Origin of the sequence: Kribbella sp. NBC_00662 (genome assembly GCF_041430295.1) — a bacterium.
GTDB lineage: Bacteria > Actinomycetota > Actinomycetes > Propionibacteriales > Kribbellaceae > Kribbella.
This window is the reverse complement of the sequence record NZ_CP109029.1, coordinates 1294954-1312467: the sequence shown is the minus strand read 5'-3', so window position 1 is coordinate 1312467 and position 17514 is coordinate 1294954. Positions and strand designations below refer to the sequence as shown.

The 17514-nt window shown below is 68.5% G+C and carries 21 protein-coding genes and 1 pseudogene; 11 read left to right on the top strand and 11 right to left on the bottom strand.

From position 1 onward, the window contains the following. Positions 1-100: 100 nt before the first annotated feature. The 6 genes from OHA10_RS06745 to OHA10_RS06720 form a co-directional block, all read right to left on the bottom strand. The gene (locus OHA10_RS06745) at positions 101-271 is read right to left on the bottom strand and encodes a hypothetical protein (RefSeq protein ID WP_371405301.1); all 171 of its coding nucleotides are present in this window, start codon (positions 269-271) and stop codon (positions 101-103) included. Between the two features lie 13 nt (positions 272-284). Continuing rightward, complete coding sequence (locus OHA10_RS06740) at positions 285-413, bottom strand: hypothetical protein (protein WP_329003637.1); 129 nt, start codon at positions 411-413, stop codon at positions 285-287. Between the two features lie 273 nt (positions 414-686). Beyond that, positions 687-845 (bottom strand): hypothetical protein, encoded by a 159-nt coding sequence (locus tag OHA10_RS06735; protein ID WP_371405300.1) that lies wholly within the window; start codon positions 843-845, stop codon positions 687-689. A gap of 143 nt (positions 846-988) precedes the next feature. Continuing rightward, positions 989-1696, bottom strand: a complete 708-nt coding sequence (locus OHA10_RS06730; protein ID WP_371405299.1) for a GntR family transcriptional regulator — start codon at positions 1694-1696, stop codon at positions 989-991. After that, positions 1696-2211, bottom strand: coding sequence for a cysteine hydrolase family protein (locus OHA10_RS06725; protein WP_371405298.1), 516 nt, complete (start codon positions 2209-2211; stop codon positions 1696-1698). Before OHA10_RS06725 ends, OHA10_RS06730 begins: the two co-directional genes overlap by 1 nt. Continuing rightward, positions 2211-3668, bottom strand: a complete 1458-nt coding sequence (locus OHA10_RS06720; RefSeq protein ID WP_371405297.1) for a cytosine permease — start codon at positions 3666-3668, stop codon at positions 2211-2213. The genes OHA10_RS06725 and OHA10_RS06720 overlap by 1 nt, the downstream gene beginning before the upstream one ends. An 83-nt stretch (positions 3669-3751) precedes the next feature. Here OHA10_RS06720 and OHA10_RS06715 point away from each other — a divergent pair, with 83 nt between their 5' ends. Genes OHA10_RS06715 through OHA10_RS06700 form a run of 4 tightly spaced genes read left to right on the top strand, consistent with a single transcriptional unit; the run spans position 3752 to position 6834 of the window. Continuing rightward, complete coding sequence (locus OHA10_RS06715) at positions 3752-4597, top strand: alpha/beta fold hydrolase (protein WP_371405296.1); 846 nt, start codon at positions 3752-3754, stop codon at positions 4595-4597. Between the two features lie 4 nt (positions 4598-4601). Further along, positions 4602-5153, top strand: coding sequence for an NADH-quinone oxidoreductase subunit B (locus OHA10_RS06710; protein WP_371405295.1), 552 nt, complete (start codon positions 4602-4604; stop codon positions 5151-5153). Beyond that, positions 5150-5905, top strand: a complete 756-nt coding sequence (locus OHA10_RS06705) for an NADH-quinone oxidoreductase subunit C (RefSeq protein ID WP_371405294.1) — start codon at positions 5150-5152, stop codon at positions 5903-5905. Before OHA10_RS06710 ends, OHA10_RS06705 begins: the two co-directional genes overlap by 4 nt. Beyond that, the gene (locus OHA10_RS06700; protein WP_371405293.1) at positions 5902-6834 is read left to right on the top strand and encodes a GNAT family N-acetyltransferase; all 933 of its coding nucleotides are present in this window, start codon (positions 5902-5904) and stop codon (positions 6832-6834) included. The genes OHA10_RS06705 and OHA10_RS06700 overlap by 4 nt, the downstream gene beginning before the upstream one ends. Here OHA10_RS06700 and OHA10_RS06695 read toward each other — a convergent pair. Further along, positions 6810-7991 (bottom strand): NAD(P)H-binding protein, encoded by a 1182-nt coding sequence (locus tag OHA10_RS06695; RefSeq protein WP_371405292.1) that lies wholly within the window; start codon positions 7989-7991, stop codon positions 6810-6812. The genes OHA10_RS06700 and OHA10_RS06695 overlap by 25 nt on opposite strands. Before the next feature lie 62 nt (positions 7992-8053). On the opposite strand from OHA10_RS06695, the gene OHA10_RS06690 reads away from it, so the two are divergent. Continuing rightward, positions 8054-9001, top strand: a complete 948-nt coding sequence (locus OHA10_RS06690; protein WP_371405291.1) for an NADH-quinone oxidoreductase subunit H — start codon at positions 8054-8056, stop codon at positions 8999-9001. 106 nt (positions 9002-9107) lie between these two features. Here OHA10_RS06690 and OHA10_RS06685 read toward each other — a convergent pair whose 3' ends face one another. Genes OHA10_RS06685 through OHA10_RS06670 form a run of 4 tightly spaced genes read right to left on the bottom strand, consistent with a single transcriptional unit; the run spans position 9108 to position 12524 of the window. Continuing rightward, positions 9108-10307, bottom strand: coding sequence for an ABC transporter permease (locus tag OHA10_RS06685; protein WP_371405290.1), 1200 nt, complete (start codon positions 10305-10307; stop codon positions 9108-9110). Continuing rightward, positions 10304-10969 carry an ABC transporter ATP-binding protein gene (locus tag OHA10_RS06680; protein ID WP_371405289.1) on the bottom strand — a complete coding sequence of 222 codons (666 nt, stop codon included), beginning with the start codon at positions 10967-10969 and terminating at the stop codon, positions 10304-10306. Before OHA10_RS06680 ends, OHA10_RS06685 begins: the two co-directional genes overlap by 4 nt. Further along, complete coding sequence (locus OHA10_RS06675) at positions 10966-12018, bottom strand: peptidoglycan-binding protein (protein ID WP_371405288.1); 1053 nt, start codon at positions 12016-12018, stop codon at positions 10966-10968. Before OHA10_RS06675 ends, OHA10_RS06680 begins: the two co-directional genes overlap by 4 nt. Beyond that, a complete protein-coding gene (locus OHA10_RS06670; protein WP_371405287.1) occupies positions 12018-12524 on the bottom strand; it encodes a hypothetical protein in 507 nt (168 codons plus the stop codon). Before OHA10_RS06670 ends, OHA10_RS06675 begins: the two co-directional genes overlap by 1 nt. A 107-nt stretch (positions 12525-12631) precedes the next feature. Between OHA10_RS06670 and OHA10_RS06665 the strand changes: the two genes are divergently transcribed. The 6 genes and pseudogenes from OHA10_RS06665 to OHA10_RS06640 form a co-directional block, all read left to right on the top strand. Next, positions 12632-13288 (top strand): response regulator transcription factor, encoded by a 657-nt coding sequence (locus OHA10_RS06665; RefSeq protein ID WP_371405286.1) that lies wholly within the window; start codon positions 12632-12634, stop codon positions 13286-13288. Further along, positions 13285-14490: a sensor histidine kinase gene (locus tag OHA10_RS06660; protein ID WP_371405285.1), complete on the top strand. Its 1206-nt coding sequence runs from the start codon at positions 13285-13287 to the stop codon at positions 14488-14490. Before OHA10_RS06665 ends, OHA10_RS06660 begins: the two co-directional genes overlap by 4 nt. Positions 14491-14657: 167 nt before the next feature. Next, positions 14658-15002, top strand: a complete 345-nt coding sequence (locus OHA10_RS06655; RefSeq protein ID WP_371405284.1) for a YciI family protein — start codon at positions 14658-14660, stop codon at positions 15000-15002. After that, on the top strand, positions 14999-16195 hold the full coding sequence (locus OHA10_RS06650) for an RNA polymerase sigma factor (protein WP_371405283.1): 1197 nt from the start codon (positions 14999-15001) through the stop codon (positions 16193-16195). Before OHA10_RS06655 ends, OHA10_RS06650 begins: the two co-directional genes overlap by 4 nt. 144 nt (positions 16196-16339) lie before the next feature. After that, the gene (locus OHA10_RS06645; RefSeq protein ID WP_371405282.1) at positions 16340-17029 is read left to right on the top strand and encodes a methylenetetrahydrofolate reductase; all 690 of its coding nucleotides are present in this window, start codon (positions 16340-16342) and stop codon (positions 17027-17029) included. Positions 17030-17208: 179 nt separating this feature from the next. Then, positions 17209-17424: pseudogene (locus OHA10_RS06640) on the top strand (4Fe-4S binding protein); the annotation flags it as partial. Between the last annotated feature and the right edge of the window lie 90 nt (positions 17425-17514).

The window sequence follows — 17514 nt, the reverse complement described above, 5'->3', positions numbered from 1 at the left end:
TATCCCGTCCGCGGGCCACCGGTTCTGCTGTCAGCCCGGGTTTTCGCGGGTAAAAGAGCGCCGTCCCTGATCGTGTGATCAGGGACGGCGGCTGGGGCGGTCATCGGGCCGTGGTGGGTCGGAGGGCACGGCGCGAGTGCCGCGGCTCGGGCTGCGAGCCCTTCGCCGGGCGCTGCTTGCGGGTCGCGGACCCGAAGTCACGCTTGGTCCGCTCCAAGCGGTACGCCGTCTCCGCCTTGATCGTGTCCTGACTCAGTGGAGTGTTGAACATGGTTTCCCTCCCTTCAGGCTTTCCGGCCGAACAGGTGGCTGATGGTCCGGCGGGCCCCGGTGCTCCGGTGCTGCCGGAAGTCCCGGCTGAGACGCTCCCTGCGGTACGCGACCTCTGCCTTGACCGATTCGTTCGTGTACATGTCTTCCTCCGTCTTTCGCTGCCAGCTCCTTGCTGACAGGTGTAAATCTGCTCGTCTGAGGTAGGCCCGCACATCGGAACTCCTCCCTATCCCCGGGAGGCGTTCCGCCTTACCCCTCCTTAGGGGGTCCTAGGCGGCGCCTAAGGCGGTCGGTAGAGGGGTGACGGCCGCGCCCGCTCAGCCCGACATCGAAGGCCAAATGACGGCGGCGCGGCCGGCTCCGAAGAGCCGGCCGCGCCTGGGGGGAGGGGGCCTGCGGCGGTGACCTCGCGGTCACATCGCCGGACGGGCACGCAGCTCGGGCGCACAGGGCGCGGGCGGCTGCTGCTTGGGCTTGCGCTGGAACCAGAACGGACGCTGGAAGTCGTGCCGGATGCGTTCCTGCCGGTACTTGATCTCGGCCCGCACCGCGTCGGTCGAGTACATGAACATGATCTCCTCCGAGCTCCTGTCGATGAGAAAACAGTGCGCCCCTGAGGAGACCCGACACATCCGCACAACTCCCTATGCCGAAGGCAACTAACGCCTTAGACGCCTGCCCCGCGTGCTACGCGGGGGGATCACGCCCGGGAGATTCAGCTGCGGTAGGAGAGGCTCAGTTCGTAGTGGTCTGGGTCGAGGAGTTCGTCGGCGTGTTCGGCGAAGCGGTCGTCGGCGGTCCAGCTGGTGCGGGTGGTGTGGAGGAACCAGGTCTTGTCGGGACGGTTCAGGTGGCCGGCTTCGACGGGGGTGAGCGGGCGGCCGCGCAACCGCTGTTCGCAGTGGTCGAGGTAGAGACCGGCGCGGTTGAGGGTGACGCTGATGGAGTCGTTGTCCAGACCGCGTTCGGGCAGATCGCGGAGGGAATCCAGCGCCGGGATCCGGCTGCGTTCGAGCGAGATCGCGGTACCGTCCGTCAACTGCCGGACCCGCTCGATCACCACCACCTCGGACGACTCCAGACCCAGCCGCGAAGCCAGCCCCGGATCGTCCTCGCGCTCGATCCGCACGGTCCGCATCCGCGTCTCCACGCCCTGTTCGGACAAGGCATGCGTCCACCCGAGTCGTCCGTCCAAGGGCCGCCCGTCGAACAGCACGTACGACCCCTTGCCGGTGTGCGTCGCGATCAGCTTGTCCTCGGCCAGTACGGCGAGGGCGGCGCGGACCGTGTTCCGGCTGACCGAGAACCGGCGGGCCAGCTCCACCTCGCCGGGCAGCTGTGCACCTCGCCGTACGACGCCGGACTTGATCTCCCGCGCGAGCACCCGCGCGACCCGCTCGTGTTTCAGGGAGATCCGGCGCATCACCGCAACTGCTCCACGCTCACGATCTCGATCATCGGTGCATAGAGACGCATGATGTCGAGCGCCTTGCGGTGGTTCTCGTCGGTCGATCCGGCGCACGCCTCCTCGACCACCTGGACCTGTACGCCGGCATCGACCGCGGCCAGCGCCGTACTGATCACGCAGCAGTCCGTCGTGACCCCGCCCAGCACCAGCCGCCCATCCGCTCGAGCCGCGAGCTGCGGACCCCAAGCGCCGAAGGTGGTCTTGTCCAGAGTTGGAGCCCCTTTGAACTCGTCGACGAGCTGGTAGTCGTCGGCCTCCGGCGGCTGCAACGCGAAAGGGAACTCTTCGTAGTACGGCACCCACGCACCGATCGGTTTCTCGGGCGCCACGAACCGCGTGAAGACGACGTCCGAGCCGAAGATCGTCATCAGCTGCTTAGTAGGCTCGATCACCCGCCCGAAGTCCGGGGTCGCCCAGCCCGACTCCGGGTCCGCGAAGATCCGCTGCAGGTCGATGAGTGCCAGCACCATCAGGCAGTCGCCTCCTGCCGGCGTACGGCGGCCCCGCGGCCGAACCACTGCACGAGGAACCCGATCACCAACGCTGCCAGCACGCCGAGGTTCGCGTACGCCCACGCGCCGTCCTTGCCGCCCAGACCGAACGCCCCGAGCAGGTACCCTTGCCAGGTCAGCCAGGACGCCAGCGTGTTCGTGACGAGTCCCCAGCCGATGCCGGTGGCAACGAGCATCGTGGCTACCGGCAACCACTGCACGTCGCCGTACCGCCCGTTCGTCCGGTACAGGTCGTCCTCGGCGTAGTCGCGCTGCCGGGCCGCGATGTCGGCGAGCATGATCCCGCACCAGGCCGCGATCGGTACGCCGAGCGTGATCAGGAACCCCTGGAACTGCCCGAGGAAATCGCCGCCGTAGAAGACGACGTAGATCGTCCCGGCGATCATCACGACACCGTCGATGAACGCCGCGACGTACCGCTTGACCGGCAGACCGAGCGACAGCAGCGCGAGCCCGGACGAGTAGATGTCGAGTACGGCGCCGCCGACCAGACCGAGCACCGCGACGATCACGAACGGCACCAGGAACCACGTCGGCAACGCCTCGGCCAGCGCGCCGATCGGGTCGGCTCCGATCGCCTTGCTGAGGTCCGCCGACGAACCGGCGAGCAGCAGACCGAAGATCAGCAGTACGACGGGAGCCACCGAGCCGCCGAACGTCGTCCAGCCGACCACGCCGCGACTCGACGCCTGGCGGGGCAGGTACCGCGAGTAGTCCGCGGCCGCGTTCACCCAGCCGAGACCGAAGCCTGTCATCAGGAACACCAGCGCGCCGATCACCGCCTGCGAGGAACCGCTCGGCAGCGCCGACACCGTGCTCCAATGGATCTGGTCGGCGACCAGGATGATGTAAACCACGGTGAGTACGCCGGTGACGACGGTGATGATCGTCTGCGCCCGCATGATCAGGTCGAACCCGAGCACCCCGCACGCGACCGTCAGCAGACCGACCACGATCAGCGCGATCACCCTGGTGACGGTGCCGCCGCCCCAGCCGAGCCGCTCGAACACGGTCGCGGTGGCGAGCGTCGCGAGGATCGTCAGCACGGTCTCCCAGCCGACCGTCAGCAACCACGACACCAGCGACGGAAGTTTGTTGCCCCGGACCCCGAACGCGGCGCGGCTGAGCACCATCGTCGGCGCCGATCCGCGCTTGCCGGCCAGCGCGATCAGCCCGCAGAGCAGGAACGAGAACACCACCCCGATGACGCCGGCGATCACCGCCTGCCAGAACGAGATCCCGAACCCGAGCGCGAACGCGCCGTAGCTCAGCCCCAGCACGGACACGTTCGCCCCGAACCACGGCCAGAACAGCTGACTCGGGCGGCCCTTCCGGTCCGCATCGGCGATCACGTTCAGCCCGTTGCTCTCCACCGAGAGCGCGCGGGACTGCTGCACCTCGAGCTGATCAGCCATGGTGTCTCCCCACCGGAGTGGACCTGTTCAGTCCTGTTCAATCACGGTAAGCCTGGGGGGCGAGGTGGTCAACAATGAATTCCATGCTGACTCAAGCGGTGGATGGATTCCGGCTCGCGTACGACCGGATCGGCGAGGGGCCGGCGGTGGTGTTGCTGCACGGCTGGCCCGGCGATCGCACCGATTACCGGCTGCTGGCGCCGATGCTGGCGGAGCGTGGCTTCGAGGTGGTGGTCCCGGATCTCCGCGGATTCGGCGAGTCGGACGCAGCGGACACCGACCCTGCGCAGTACGGCGTTGCCGCGCAGGGGCGGAGCGTGGTGGGTCTGATGGCGGAGCTCGGGCTGGATCGACCCGTGCTCGCGGGGTACGACATCGGCAGCCGGATCGCGCAGGGGATCGCGCGGAACCAGCCGGAGTTGATCGACGGGATCGTGGTCGCGCCGCCGCTGCCGGGGATCGGGAAGCGGGTGTTCTCCGAGCACGCGCAGGCGGAGTTCTGGTACCAGGCGTTCCATCGGCTGCCGGTGATCGAAGAGCTGATCGACGGGAGGCCGGACGCGGTCCGCTCGTACCTGAAGCACTTCTGGACGCACTGGTCCGGGCCGGGGTTCGAGCCGGAGCTCGATCAGTTGGTAGCGACGTATTCACAGCCGGGCGCGTTCACGGCGTCGATCCAGTGGTACCGGGCGGGTGCGGGGGCGGTCGCGGTGTCGGCGGCGGAGACGGCGCCGCCGTCGTACGACCGGATCGCCGTACCGACCGTGGTGCTGTGGCCGGAGTTCGACCCGTTGTTCCCGCGGGCCTGGTCGGACCGGGTGGACGACTTCTTCAGCGACGTCCGGGTGCGGTACGTCGACGGCGTCGGGCACTACGCGCCACTCGAATACCCGGAGGTCCTCGCCGAGGAGATTGTCGGACTAGGCTGAGTGCATGACCGAGCTGGGGATGCCGACGGTGCGACCGGCAGTCGGCGCGCTGGCGAGGCTCGCGCCGGAGCCGGTCCGGTACCTGCTGAACTGGGGGCGCAAGTACTCGCTCTGGGTGTTCAACTTCGGGCTGGCCTGCTGCGCGATCGAGTTCATCGCGGCCTCGATGGGCCGGCACGACTTCATCCGGCTCGGCGTGATCCCGTTCGCGCCCGGACCGCGGCAGGCCGACCTGATGGTGGTGTCGGGCACCGTCACGGACAAGATGGCGCCCGCGATCAAGCGCCTGTACGACCAGATGCCGGAGCCGAAGTACGTGATCTCGTTCGGCTCCTGCTCGAACTCCGGCGGCCCGTACTGGGACTCGTACTGCGTGACCAAGGGCGTCGACCAGATCATCCCGGTCGACGTGTACGTTCCCGGCTGCCCGCCGCGGCCGGAGGCGTTGCTGCAGGGGATCCTCAAACTGCAGGAGAAGATCGCGGTTGAGGCGCTCGCCGACCGGTACGACGAGCCGTCCGCGGCGGCGCTGACCCGCGGATTGGTGCAGCCTTGAGCGCCGACGCACTGGAGGCGCTGACGAGTGCCGGCATCACCGCGACCTCGACGGACAGCTTCGGCCCGACCGCGATCGACGTACCGCCGGAGTCGTGGGTCGCGGCGCACGAGGTACTGCGGGATGCCGTCGGGCTCACGTTTTTCGATTTCCTGAGCGCTTCGGACGAGCTCACGGACGGCTTCCGGGTGGTGTCACATCTCGCGGACTTCTGGGGTGGGTCGCATGTCGACCACGTGCTGGTCCGGACGCTGGTGCCGCGCGACAAGGCGGTGCTGCCGACGCTGTCCGAGGTGTACGCCGGGGCGAACTGGCATGAGCGCGAAACCTTCGAGATGTTCGGGATCAGCTTCGACGGGCACCCGAATCTGATCACGCTGCTGCTGCCGGACGAGTTCGAGGGCCATCCGCTCCGCAAGGAGTTCGTGCTGGCCTCGCGGGTCGCCAAGCCGTGGCCCGGCGCCAAGGAACCGGGCGAGTCCGACCACGCTCCGGCCGGCGCGCCAAGCCGCCGTCGCACGCTCCCACCCGGCGTCCCCGACCCCGAAACCTGGGGCCCACGCCCACCAGGCTCTCCCGACCCAGACCCCCTGGCCCCAGCCCAAGCCGCCGCAACCCCCGCCCGCCCCCGCCGCGCCGGCGGGGCCGCAGGCGGAGAGCGCCGAGCCCGTCGCCAATCCCCACCCCCCGCCGCTCCTTCAGCGGACGCCGAAGGTCAGGCGGGGGATGAGTCCCGGGGCGAGTCGTCGTGATTCCCTCGGCTGAGGAGTTGGCGCAGTACACGTTGAAGCGGCAGCATCCGCTGACTCGTACGTGGGTCGACGACGCGCGGCGGTTGGCGATTCTCACCGAGGAGCATGCGGCGCTCGACATCCTGCTGGCCGAGGACCTGCAGGTCGCCTCCTATCGCGCGAAGCGACTGGCGCCCGGGCGGACGGCCGAGGAGATGCTCAACCGTTGGGTTGCCGTGAGCAACGATCTGGACGTGATGTTCAGCATCCGCTTCGAGAACATGAACCTCGCGAAACCGTTCGTCGACGCGACCCCGATGAGCCGCTCACCCGAGCCGCGAGACCTGCAAGCACTCGCCGCCGCGGCGCTCGAGTACTACGGCGTCCACAACCCGCTCTACCTGCGCCTCTGGACCGCAGACGCCGGCGTCGACGGCACCGTGCCCGACCGCCGCTTCCTCGCCGCACCGATCAGCGAGCTGCAACCACACGACGTACCGCCCGGTCTCGCGCTCCGCCCGGCGAAGAGCGTCGAGCACTACGACGAGGCACGTCGCGCGTACGAGGCTGTGGACGCCGACCACCCGCACCACGCCGAAGAAGCGGCCATCCAGGACCTCGAGGATCTCCAGGAGTCCGCGGACGACGGTCTGCTGTTCGACATCATGGTGAACGACGACTGGGCCGGGTACGCCGCAGCCATCATCAAACCCGACGACGCCCTCGGCCTACCGGCGTACGTCGTCCGCGAACTCATCCTTGCCCCGCAACACCGCGGCCACGGCTACGGCCCCCACCTGAGCACCCTCCTCGCCCAGGCCCTCCCGGACCCCACCCGCATCTTCATCGGCACCATCCACTCCGCCAACCAGGGCGCCCGCACCGCCGCCCTGACCGCCGGCCGCCACGACATCGGCGGCTGGCTTCAACTCCCGCTCGGTGGGGTGTAGTAGAAGACCTCCTCGCGGGTGATCTGGCCGGACTCGACTGTGCAGAGGGAGAGTTTGGTGGCTTGGGAGCGTGCGTCTGTTCGGGTGTTGCGTTGGGTGAACGTGAAGCGGATCGCGAAGTGGTCGGCGGTCAGGAGAGGGCCGAGGGATTCGACGGCCAGGTATTCGACGTCGGCGTTGAGGTGGCGGGTGTTCTCGAGGATTGCGGCCTTGCCTTTGAGTTCGGTGGTGGATTCGAGCGGGGCTGAGCGGACGACATCGGGGGAGAGGAAGGCCAGGGCTGCGTCGAGGCGACCGGCTGACAAGGCGTCGGCGTACCCCTGGGCGACCTCGGCGGTGGAGAGGACGCGGAACTCGTCGGCGTGTTCGTGAGCCCAGTCGGCGAAGGTGAGGGCCGGGCGGCCGGTCAGTTCGGTGACGGTGGTTGTGACGGGTTCGGGGTTGCCGACCAGTGAGGCCCAGTAGCTGACCGCGCTCGCGGCGAGGGCCGGGTCCGCGCCTTGGTCGAGCATCGCCTGACGGGCGGCGTCCTCGGTGAGGGGTACGACGTGCATGTCCTTGCCGACTGCGCGAGCGATGGTGGCGACCTGCTCGGTCTGGGTCAGCGCTTGGGGACCGGTGAGCTCGTAGATCTGGCCGACGTGCCCAGGGTTGACGAAGCTGAGTACGGCGACTGCCGCGATGTCGCGCTCATGGATCATCGACCGCGACGCCTCCGGGTACGGAAGCCGGAGCGTGTCGCCGGAGCGGAAGTCGCCGGCCCACGCCTGAGCGTTGACCGCGAACCCGCTCGGCCGCAGGAACGTCCACTCCTTGCCCGCAGCGCGGAGCAACTGCTCCACATCACCCCAGACGCCGCCCTCGCCGGCATTGAGCGAAGACAGGTACACAACTCGCCGCGGCAGCGCATCGACGATGTCCGACGCCCCTTCCGCGCTGAACGACGGCCACAGCAGGAAAGCGCCATCGGCATCAGCCGAGGCTCGGCGTACAGCGTCCGCGTCGGTGATGTCGCCCTGGATCAGCTCGACCTCGGGTGAGAACGCGGCGAGGTCCGGCGTGCGGACGAGGGCTCGGACGGTGACGCCGGCGGCCCGCAGTCCGTCGACGACGTGGCGGCCTACGCGGCCGGTGGCTCCGGTGACAAGGATTCTCATACGACCCACCCTTCGACCTCAACGTTGGTTGAGGTCAAGCCGGAACCACTAGGCTGGCGGTCATGCTGGAGTTCGTGGTGCGGGTGGTGGGCGTTCTGGTCGCCTTCCTGGTGGCGCCGTTGCTCGTCGGGCAGGCCGAGCACAAGGTGATGGCGCACATGCAGTCACGGCTCGGCCCGATGTACGCCGGTGGGTTCCACGGCTGGGCGCAGTTGGTCGCGGACGGGGTCAAGTTCGTCCAGAAGGAGAGCGTCGTCCCGGCAGCCGCGGACAAGCGCGTCTTCGAGTGGGCCCCGGTCGTCGCGATCCTGCCGTACCTCGCAGCGCTGGCCGCGATCCCGCTGGCGCCAGGTATCGTCGGCGCCGACCTGGATTCCGGTCTGTTCTTCGTGCTCGCGGTGATGAGCATCGGCGTACTCGGCTCGCTGATGGCGGGCTGGGGCAGCGGCAACAAGTACAGCCTGCTCGGCGGACTGCGGGTCGCCGCACAGCTGATGAGCTACGAGCTGCCGTTCGTGTTGTCCGCGGCGAGCGTCGCGGTCGCGGCCGGCTCGCTCAGCCTGACCGAGATCGGTCACGCCTGGAACCCGTGGTGGCTGCTCTGGCAGTTGCCCGGCATGGTCGTGTTCTTCATCGCCGGCCTGGCCGAGCTGCAGCGGCCGCCGTTCGACATGCCGGTCGCGGACTCCGAGGTGATCTTCGGCCCGTACACGGAGTACACCGGTCTGCGCTTCGCGATGTTCCTACTCGCGGAGTACGCCGGGATCGTCGTACTCGCGGGGCTCACCACGGTGCTGTTCCTCGGCGGCTGGAGCGGACCCGGACCGGAATCGATCGGCTGGATCTGGACTCTGGTGAAGGTCGCGCTCGTCTCGCTCGTGGTGATCTGGGTGCGCGTGTCGTTCCCGCGCATGCGCGCCGACCAGCTGCAGAAGCTGGCGTGGCAGGGCCTGGTGCCGGTGGCGCTGTTCCAGCTCGCGCTCACCGGCATCGGCGTCGTCATCTTCTGACCCGGACGTGCGCCACTGACCAAGTCCGCCTGAGGTAGCGCGCCGCGGGTGTGGTGAGCGTGCGTGCGGGTCGGTCGGGTCAGTTGGTCAGTGGCGCAAGTCCGGCCTAGGTCGTGGCCAGCGCCTCGGTGGGCGACAGACGCGAGGCGCGCACGGCGGGGTACAGGCCTGCCAGCGCGCCGATGACCAGCGTGGCGAGGACTCCGCCGGCGAGTGCCCAGACCGGGATCACCGTCAGCCAGCTCTGGTACGACGCGTACGCCGCGGTGACTGCGGATCCGAGGACCGCACCGCCGACCCCACCGAGCGCGGAGAGCAGCAGCGACTCGGTCAAGAACTGCGTGCGGATCTGACCGCGGGTCGCGCCGAGCGACCGGCGCAAACCGATCTCCGCGCGACGTTCGAGCACCGAGATCACCATGATGTTGGCTACGCCGACGCCGCCGACCAGGAGTGCGACCGCGCCGAGTCCGAGCAGCAGACCGGTGAACGCCTGTCCGGCGGCCTGTTTCGCGGCGAGTGCGTCGGACGGCCGCGAGACCTCGACCTCGTTCGGTGCCTCGGGGTTGGCTGTTGCCCCGAGCACCGACCGGACCGCCGGCACCTGCGCGTCGTCGGATCGCGTGTAGATCGTCGTCGGATGTCCGTCGAAGGAGAGCTTGCTCGCCGCCGGCCAACCCATCAGGGCGGCGCTGTCCAGCTCCGGTGCGAGCGCGGCCGGTTCGAGGATGCCGAGGACGGTGAACCAGACGTTGCCGATCAGGACCTGTGTGTCCGGTCCGGCCCTGGTGATGCCGAGCCGGTCGGCGGCGCTCGAGCCGAGCACGGTCGCCGGGTACGAGCCGGTCGCCGCGTCGATCCATTTGCCGCTGCGGACGGTCGCGCCGATGGTGTCGAGCAGGTTGGTACGGGCGGCGTAGGCGATGATGCCGTTGGTCTCGACGTCCGGGATCTTGTTGGTCCGGTAGACCGAGGTGTCGTCGACCTTGCCGACCGCGGACTCGGCGCGGACCGGCGCGATCCGGCGGACCATGGCTTCGGCGGTGAGTGGCAGCTGGGCCTGCTCGCCGGTCAGCCGGGTGCCTGGGGTGACGGTCAGCAGATTGGTGCCCAGGGCATCGAGTTGCCCGTCGAGCTCGGCCCGCGAGGACGACGAGATGCCGACGACGGAAACCATTGCGGCGATACCGATCGCGATCCCCAAGGCCGACAGGAAAGCCCGGGTCGGCCGCGTTCGCAGTCCGACCGCACCGACGCGGACGACATCTCTTGGTCTCAAGGATGCCGGTTTGAGTTCGCCTCTCATGACCTCACCTCCTCGACGATGACGCCGTCTCGCATGCGGACCTGACGGGGGAGGGAGGCGGCGATGTCGCGGTCGTGGGTGATGACGACGACCGTCGTACCAGCGGCGTGCAGGTCGCGGAGCAACTGCATGACGCCGGCGCCTGACGCCGAGTCGAGCGCTCCGGTCGGTTCGTCGGCCAGCAGTACGGCGGGTTCGCCCGCGACTGCACGCGCGACCGCGACTCGCTGGCGCTCTCCACCCGACAGCTCCTGTGGTTCGTGCTCCAAGCGATGCCCCAGGCCGACACGCTCGAGGGCGGTCGCCGCGCGCTTCCGTCGTTCCGACAATCGCAGACCGGAGTAGAGCAACCCGTCGGCCACGTTGTCCAACGCACGCACACCCGCAGCCAAGTGGAACTGCTGGAACACGAACCCGATCCGCGTCGCCCGCAACGCCGACAATCCGGCATCGGACAGCCGCGCCACGTCATACCGGTCGATCCGGACCGTGCCGGAGGTTGGCCGGTCGAGTGTGCCGAGCACGTTCAGCATCGTCGACTTGCCCGAGCCGGACGGCCCGACGATCGCAACCAGCTCGCCGGGCTCGATTCGCAGGCTGACTCCACCGAGAGCGTTGACGCCGCCCGGGTACACCTTGGTCACCTCGCTCAGCTCGATCACTTCGGGATCCCCACCGTGGCGCCGGCCTTGATCCCGGCACCGCTCACCTCGACCTGGCCGCTCGCGAACAGCCCGGTCTTCACGGGTACGTAGCGCGACGTCGTACCGTCCGTGACCTCGACGCCGAACCCGCCTTCGCGCAGCGCGACCAGCGCCGCGACCGGGACGGTCAGTACGTTCTTCCGCTCCGAGGCCGTGAAGGTGACATCAGTTGCCGCCGATGACCAACTGGCCACCACCTTCTGATTGGCGATGGCAACGATCACCTCGACCTTCGTCTCCGGGTCCTTGTCCGGGCTCTCCGCCGGGATGATGACGGTCGACACCTTCTCGATCCGGCCCGGCACGGTCCTGCCGTCCGGAAGCGCCACCGTGACGGTCGCGTTGAGGGTCGCCAGCCGCTGATCCGCCGCGTCGAGCTGGACCGTGACCGCTCGAGTCGTGCCGGTGTAGGTGAGCACGGGCTGGTTCGGGCCGAGCGGCGTACCCTCCTGACCTTGAACACTGTCCACCCGGATATGACCGGGCGCGAACAGCACGCTGCCCAGCTCGACGACCCCGGTCTCGTCCAGACCGAGATCGTCCTGCCACTCCTCGACCGCCTCCGCGGTGGCGTCGGTGTACTCGTCGTCGACGGTGAACCCGGTGTATCCCATCGCCTTCAGGTTCTGCTCGAGCTGAAGGACGTCGTTGCCCTCAGCCCCGATCGACAGCCTGCGGTACGCCGGGAGTGCGCCGTACAGGAGGATCGTCGGCTTGTTGTCGATGCTGTAGACGGTGTTCCCGCGACGCAGTTCCTGCCCGCTGTCCGGTACGGCGGTGACGGTGCCGGCGACCCGGCTGACGGCGGAGGACGTCGTACCGAAGCCGAGTTGGCCGTCCTGGGTCTCGGTGTCCTTCAAGGTCTGTTGCGTGACCTTGGTGGTGTTGACCGGCAGAGCCTGCGCCGGCTGATTCGTTGCCTGGCTGGTGTCGCCCCGGCTCACCAGGAACGCGCTGGCGGCGCCCCCGGCGGCCAGGACGACCACAGCCGTCAGTGCTTTGCGCATCAGCGTGCCGCCAGGATGCTCTGGCAGGCGCCCTGTGCCTTCTGGAAGTCGGGGTCATCGGCGACGCCCGGGCCGATCATGATGCCGCGCTGGTCCGGCTTCGGGTCCGGGAACTTCTCGACCCCGTTCTTCCGCATGCACTCGGCGTACTTGCGGCCGTTCTCGGCCTGCTGTGGGTTGGCGCTGCCCTGCGCCTGCGGATCGTACTGGCGGCAGGCCTCCATCGCCTTCTGGACCTGCTCCTGGGTGACACCGGAGTTCTTGTCGAACCTGAGCATCGGCCCCTTGCCCGGCTCCGGGTCCGGGACGTTCAGGCCGTTCTCCCGCAGGCACTGGGTGAACTTGACTGCCATCTCGTCCTGACTGAGGCTGGCCGGTGCGCTGCTCGGAGCAGTCGACTGTGCGCCGGAACCCGAGGCGACCTGGGCGTCGGGCTTGTCCGCGCCACAGCCGGTGATGAGTACAGCGGCCGCCAGCACGCTGGTGGCCAGGATGGTCTTGCGCATCGGTGCGCTCCTCTCGTTTCCCCGAAGCCTTCGCGGTACGCCGTTTCCCGGCCGTTTCCGAGTCCGCTAACACGGGGGAAACACCGGCGTCGGGGATCATGGGGTGCGTGCGGGTTCTGGTGGTCGAGGACGAACCGTTGCTGGCGGCAGCGATCGCGGAGTGGCTGCGTGACGAGTCACATGCGGTCGACGTGGTCGGTGACGGCGGCGCTGCGCTCGAACGGCTGTCGGTGAACGCGTACGACGTACTCGTGCTCGATCGCGACATCCCGGTCGTGCATGGCGACGAGGTGTGCCGGCAGTTGGTGCAGTCCGGGTCGGACACCCGGGTGCTGATGCTGACGGCCGCCGCTGCGGTCACTGACCGGGTGGAGGGGCTCGGGCTTGGTGCGGATGACTACCTGACCAAGCCGTTCGCGTTCGCGGAGCTGGCTGCGCGGGTGCTGGCGTTGGGCCGGCGGAGTCGTCCGGCCGATCCGCCCGTGCTGCGGCGTGCCGGGGTGACGCTGGATCCGGCGCGGCACGAGGTGTTTCGCGACGGCCGGTACGTGCCGTTGTCGAAGAAGGAGTTCGCCGTACTCGCGGAGCTGCTGCGGGCCGACGGCGCGACCGTGTCGGCCGAACAACTGCTGGAGAAGGCATGGGACGAGCACGTGGACCCGTTCACCGGGGCGGTGCGGCTGACGATCCTCAAGCTGCGCCGGAAGCTGGGCGAGCCGGGGCTGGTCGAGACCGTCACCGGCGTCGGGTACCGCATCCCATGAGGCGGCTGACGCTGCGTGGCCGGCTGACATTGCTGTACGGCGGTCTGTTCATGGTCGCCGGTGTGGTGCTGCTCGGGGTGACGTATGCGCTGTTCAACGCGAACCTCGGGCAGCAGTACCGCGTGATCGTGAAGGGGACGTACCTGAGCCCGGCGCCTGGTGCTCAGAAGCCGCCGCCGCCGACCAACGACGTCTACGTGATGAACAAGGACGGCGCCGTACTCACCGGATCGGACGCGGAGAAGGTGCTCGAGCAGCAGCGGCAGCAGGTCCGGCAGGCGGCGATCAAGTCGCTGCTGATCCAGGGGAGCGTCGCGCTGGTCGTGGTGGGTGGGTTGGCTGCGGGGTTCGGGTGGTTGGTGGCCGGGCGCGTGCTTGCGCCGCTGCATCGGGTGACTGATACGGCCCGGCGGATCTCGGCGTCACCTGCGGCATTGCATGAGCGGATCGCGTTGCAGGGGCCTGATGACGAGGTGAAGAACCTGGCTGATGCGTTCGACACGATGGTCGAGCGGCTGGACCATTCGTTCGACGGTCAGCGGAGATTCGTTGCCAATGCGTCGCACGAGCTGCGTACGCCGTTGACGCTGGGGCGGGCGTTGGTCGAGGTCGCGATGCATCGGCGCACGGCGTCTGCTGATGTGAAGGAGCTGGGTGAGAGCCTGCTCACGATCAACGCCCGGCACGAGCAGCTGATCGAGGGGCTGCTGATTCTTGCCGACTCGGAGAAGCAGCTCACGACTGTTTATCCGGTGAATCTTGCCGACGTCGTCACCCACGTCTGCAGTCAGCTGGCGGGTGAGGCTGTGGCGGCCGGGGTGGCGGTGGAGCGTGGGCCGGGGGACGCCCCGACCCGCGGCGACGCCCTCCTGCTCGAGCGCCTGGTCCACAACCTGGTCGAGAACGGCATCCGCCACAACACCTCTGACGGCTGGGTCCGCGTGATCAGCAAGACGACTGACGACTCCGTGCAGGTGGTCGTCACGAACACCGGCCCCGAGATCCCGCCGTACGAGGTCGAAAGCCTCTTCAAACCCTTCTACCGCCTGGGCGCCGAACGCCTCGTCGGCGGGAAGGGTGCTGGCTTGGGCCTGTCCATCGTCCGCTCCGTAGCCGAGGCCCACGCCGGCACGGTAACCGCCGTACCGCGCCCCGGCGGCGGCCTGGAAATCACGGTGCAACTGCCAGCCGACCAGCCGTAAAGGACCACTCATGCGCGCGGGGTGGCACGCCGCCTTCGGGGTGTTCCGCGTCGGCTGGCGTGGTTGCACTGGCTTGAGGATTGGGCGGTTGGAAATGCACGGGTGTCACGTGTCGATTGGGGGTGGGCGTGTTCGTGTAGGTGGTACAGAGTGACTAGGAGGTTGTGATGAACCAGTATCTGCTCAGCATCTACCAGCCCGATGGCGTGATCCCCGAGCCTGAGGTGCTGGAGCCGATCATGCGTGACCTCCAGGCGTTGAACGAGGAGATGCAAGCGGCCGGGGTCTGGGTGTTCGCCGCGGGGCTGCACCCGCCGGAGACTGCGACCGTGCTGAAGGCGCACGGTGATGAGGTGCTGATCACGGACGGGCCGTTCACCGAGGGCAAGGAACACCTGGGCGGCTTCACGGTCATCCAGGTGGAAGACCTCGACGCCGCCCTCCACTGGGCCCGGCGGCTCGCCAAGGTGTTGCGCAATCTGTCCGTAGAAGTCAGACCGTTTCAGTCGTGACGACTGACCTTGCGGCGATCTTCCGCGCTGAGCACGGGCGGGCGGTGGCCGTGTTGACGCGGGTGTTCGGCGACCTGGAGATTGCCGAGGACGCGGTGCAGGACGCGTTCGCGACCGCGGTGGAGAGGTGGCCGGAGGACGGCGTACCGCCGAGTCCTGCGGGGTGGATCATCACGACCGCTCGGAATCGGGCGATCGATCGGCTGCGGCGGGAGGCTGCGCGGGCGGACAAGCAGGCTGAGGCGGCGCTGCTGCATGCCGAGGGTGAGCCGGAGGAGGTGGGGGCTGTGTACGACGACCGGCTGCGGCTGATCTTCACCTGCTGCCACCCGGCGCTCGCGCTGAACGTTCGCGTCGCGCTCACCCTGCGCATGCTCGGCGGCCTGACGACTACCGAGATCGCGCGCGCGTTCCTGGTCCCCGAGTCGACGATGGCGCAGCGGCTGGTCCGCGCGAAGGCGAAGATCCGCGCGGCCGGCATTCCGTACCGCGTCCCGTACGAAGCCGATCTCCCCGAGCGGGTTCGCGGCGTACTCGCCGTCGTCTATCTGATCTTCAACGAGGGGTACGCCGCCTCGTCGGGCGAATCGCTGGTCCGCGACGAGCTCGCACTCGAGGCGATTCGTCTCGGCCGCCTCCTCGTCGAACTCATGCCCGACGAGCCTGAGGCGGTCGGTCTGCTCGCTCTGATGCTCCTCCAACACTCTCGCCGGCCCGCGCGGGTCGGCTCGGACGGCGCCCTGATCCGCCTGCCCGACCAAGACCGCACGCTCTGGGACCGCTCGCTGATGACCGAAGGCCAGACGCTGGTCCGCCAATGCCTCCGTCGCAACCACCCCGGCCCGTACCAACTCCAAGCAGCCATCAACGCCGTCCACGCCGACGCCCCCACCGCCGCCTCCACCGACTGGCGCCAGATAGTCCAGCTCTACGACCACCTGCTAACCCTGGAGCCGTCCCCGGTAATCGCCCTCAACCGCGCCGTCGCCGTAGCCGAGGTAGAAGGTCCGGCCGTCGCGCTGACCCTGGCCGACGCCCTCTCCCTCGACACGTACTACCTGTTCCACGCAATACGCGCCGACCTCCTGACCCGACTGAACCGCACCTCCGAGGCGCAGGATGCCTACCACCGCGCCCTCTCCCTAGCCCCCAACGAAGCCGAACAGAACTTCCTCCGCACCCGCCTGGTGTAGTTCCGACCGTCCGCACGCCGTACACCGGCCAAATCACCCACCGGCATTCTGTAGGGTCCACCCGTGCGGGGATTTGAGTTGATTTGTGAGGTGGAGCCGCCTACTCGGCCTGATCTGAAGCGGGTGCGGCATCAGATCGGGGTGATGAGTCCGATCGCGGACGGGTTCTTGATCCCGGACAACCACATCGGGCGGGCAACGGTGTCGAGTGTCGCGGTGGCCAATGAGGTGCAGTTGATGGGGGCGAGAGGCATCGCCTGCCTCAACTCCCGCGACCGCAACCTCCTCGGCTTCCGCCGCGACCTGCTGACGGCGGCTGCGTACGGCGTGGAGCAGTTCCTGTTCGTCCACGGTGACGAGCCGAAAGAGGGCGCGCGGACCAGCCAGCTGACCGTACGCCGGATGATCGAGCAGGCGCGCGAGACGTCGTACCCGGGCTGCAACCCGTTCCAGGTCGGTGCGGCCACCCGGCTCGGGCCGGTGCCGCGGTGGAAGGCCGAGGCCGACTTCCTGTATGTGCAGGTCAGCTACGACCTCGACGGACTCCTCCGCTGGCGCGAGTCGGTCGACCTCGACATCCCGGTGTACGCCGGTGTGATGGTGCTCGCCTCGGCGAAGATGGCCCAGAACCTCGCCGCCCTGCCCCAGCTCACCATCCCGGACCAGCTGATCGAGGCGGTCGAGCGCGACCGCGACGCCGGCGTCGACCACGCCTGCGACCAAATCCTCCAGATCCGTGACTCGGGCGCCTTCGACGGCGTTCATCTGATACCGGTGAGCCGTTACCGGCAGGTGGCAGCTCGCCTTGAACGCGAGCTTCAGCGAGGCGGATGAGGCCGTGGGACGCTAGTGTCCTGCTTAGAGACGGGAGGTGGAGCGTGGGGGTGCCTGGTAAGGGGCTGGTCGAGGGGCTGAAGGTCACCGCGAGGACGCTGGCCCGTCGGTCCGTCACCGAGCAGTATCCGGATGTGCTGCCGGAGTTGCCGCCGCGCAGTCGTGGTGTGATCGCGCTGATGGAGGAGAACTGCACCTCCTGCATGCTGTGCGCCCGCGAGTGCCCGAGCTGGTGCATCTACATCGACTCGCACACCGAGACCGCGCCGTCGGTCGGTGAGCAGGCCCGCGAACGCAGCCGCAACGTGCTGGACCGGTTCGCGATCGACTTCAGCCTGTGCATGTACTGCGGGATCTGCATCGAGGCCTGCCCGTTCGACGCGCTGTTCTGGTCGCCGGAGTTCGAGTACGCCGAGACCGACCTCCGCAACCTGACCCACGAGAAGGACCGCCTCCGCGACTGGATGTGGACCGTGCCCGCCCCG